The sequence below is a fragment of the Actinomycetota bacterium genome (genome assembly GCA_036280995.1).
Classification (GTDB): Bacteria; Actinomycetota; CALGFH01; order CALGFH01; family CALGFH01; genus CALGFH01.
On the sequence record DASUPQ010000077.1, the window covers coordinates 1 to 2,095 of the forward strand.

The 2,095-nt window shown below is 71.6% G+C and carries 2 protein-coding genes and 1 riboswitch; both genes read right to left on the reverse strand.

The genetic code is table 11. The features are described 5' to 3' along the window. A partial coding sequence (locus tag VF468_02110) for an MFS transporter (protein HEX5877110.1) occupies nt 1-879 on the reverse strand: 879 nt, incomplete at its 3' end. A gap of 53 nt (nt 880-932) precedes the next feature. Further along, complete coding sequence (locus VF468_02115) at nt 933-1,658, reverse strand: transglycosylase family protein (GenBank protein HEX5877111.1); 726 nt, start codon at nt 1,656-1,658, stop codon at nt 933-935. Nucleotides 1,659-1,663: 5 nt separating this feature from the next. Further along, nucleotides 1,664-1,867: riboswitch (cyclic di-AMP (ydaO/yuaA leader) on the reverse strand. Between the last annotated feature and the right edge of the window lie 228 nt (nt 1,868-2,095).

Genomic DNA, 2,095 nt, shown 5'->3' on the forward strand with positions numbered 1-2,095 from the left:
GGTGACCATCAACGCGGCGCCGGAGACCGCGCTGACGCCGAGCGCGGTCAGGAAGGATCCCATTCGGACGCCGGCGGGATCCAGCAACCTGACCCGGGCGTGCCGCTCGTAGAGGATGAACGCGACGACGAGGCCGACCGCGGCGGCCAGGCACGGCAGGCCCCAGGAGGGCAGGACCGAACGGGCCGGTTCCGGGTTGTACAGGCCGACCACCAGCAGGGCGAGCGCGAACGCGAGCAGGCAGCCCCCGACGATGTCGACCCCGCGCCGCTCCCCGTGCGCGGAGGCGGGGACGGTGAGCTGTACCACGAGCATGGCGACGGCGGCCAGCGGCAGGTTGACCCAGAAGACCCAGCGCCAGCTCTCCGGCTGGATGTCGGCGAAGAACCGCCAGGACCCGAACAGCGCGGCCAGGCCGACGCCGTACAGGGTGCCCAACACGCTGCCGAGCTCCTGGGCGGCGCCGACGACGCCCAGCGCGGAGGCTCGTTGCCGCTCCGGCCAGAGGTCGCCGATCAAGGCCATGGTGACGGGGAGCAGGGCGCCCCCGGCAACGCCCTGCACCACGCGCCCGGTGACCAGCAGGGGAATCGACCCGGCCGCGGCGGTGATCGCGGAGCCGGCGGCGAACCCCAGCAGGCACAGCTGCAGCACCCGGCGGCGACCGAACCGGTCGGAGGCCTGACCGAGCAGTGGCATCGCGGCCACGTAGCCGAGCAGGAATCCGGTGACGATCGGGGTCGCCCGCTCGAGCCGGTTCACCGGGATGCCGAGGTCGACGATCATGTCGACCAGCAGCCCGACGACGACGTACGCGTCGAGGGCCGCGAGCAGGACCGCCACGCCGGCCGCCCCGATGGCCAACCGGCGTCCCCCCACGCCCGGATGCTACCGGGGTGGCGGGACGCCGCCGGCGGACTTGGACGGTCAGGTCACGGAATGCGGATGACCTGGCCCGGGAAGATCACATCCGGGTCCGGGATGATGTCGGCGTTGGCCTGGAACACGGCCTCCCAGCCACCGGCCACTCCGTTGGCCGCGGCAATGTTGTACAGGGTGTCGCCCGAGGCCACGGTGTAGGTGCCGTCGGCCGCGCTGCCCGAAGTGGCCGACGATGCCGAAGACGACGACTCGTCGTCATCGTTGTCGTCGTCGTTCCAGGAGCGGCTGCTGCCGCGCGAGGCCTGCTGGTCATCGTTGCTCGAGGCGCTGCTCTCGTCGGCGGAGCTGGACTCCTCGGCGGCGGGGGCGGAGCCACCGCTCACCGAGCGCTGGGTCGGGCCCTCACCGCCGCCGGCGTGGGCACAGGCCCAGGCGCCCCAGCCCTGACCGGCCAGGGTCTTCTCGGCCACGGCGATCTGCTGCTCGCGGCTCGCCAGGTCGGCGCGGGCCGCGTACTGGGTGCCGCCGTAGGCCTCCCAGGTCGACTGCGAGAACTGCAGGCCGCCGTAGTAGCCGTTACCGGTGTTGATGGACCAGTTGTTGGTGCTCTCGCACTGGGCGACGGCGTCCCAGGTCGCGTCGGGGGCGGCGGAGGCGGTACCGGCGCCCAGGCCGAGGGCGGCGGCGCCGGCGACGACACCGATGGTGGCGCCGCGAAGGGCAAAGGTACGGGCCTTGGAGGGCGTGCGATGGCGTGCGACAGTACGACGCGTCATGTGTCTGTTTCCCCTAGCTGCGCCTGCGAGGTGAGCTGTCGGGTTCGGGCGCGACCCAGTGCCCGCGCCCTATGGGCGCACGGCGAATGGGTGCAGGGGATCGCCCGTCCGGCCCACTGGCGGTGGGTCCGGATTCACCCCAAGGAAGCCGATCGGCCCCCGAAAGTGGTTTCCCCGCTGCTGTCCTAGCCTTTCTGCTCTGACGGTCTCCGGGCCGGGGCGGACAGCACTCGGCGCTTGGTCCGGAGGGTTTCGGAACTGGCGGCCGGGCGAAAACCCGGCTCTGACAGACGATACGGACCGTGGGTGGGATGTCCAGAGCGCGGATCTGGACATAACGGGTTGATAACGATCAGGTCACGGCGGCGAATCGCGGCATTTGCCCTGCTGGTTCGGGGTCTGACCTCGCATCGTGGGGCGGCCACCAACCAATAGTG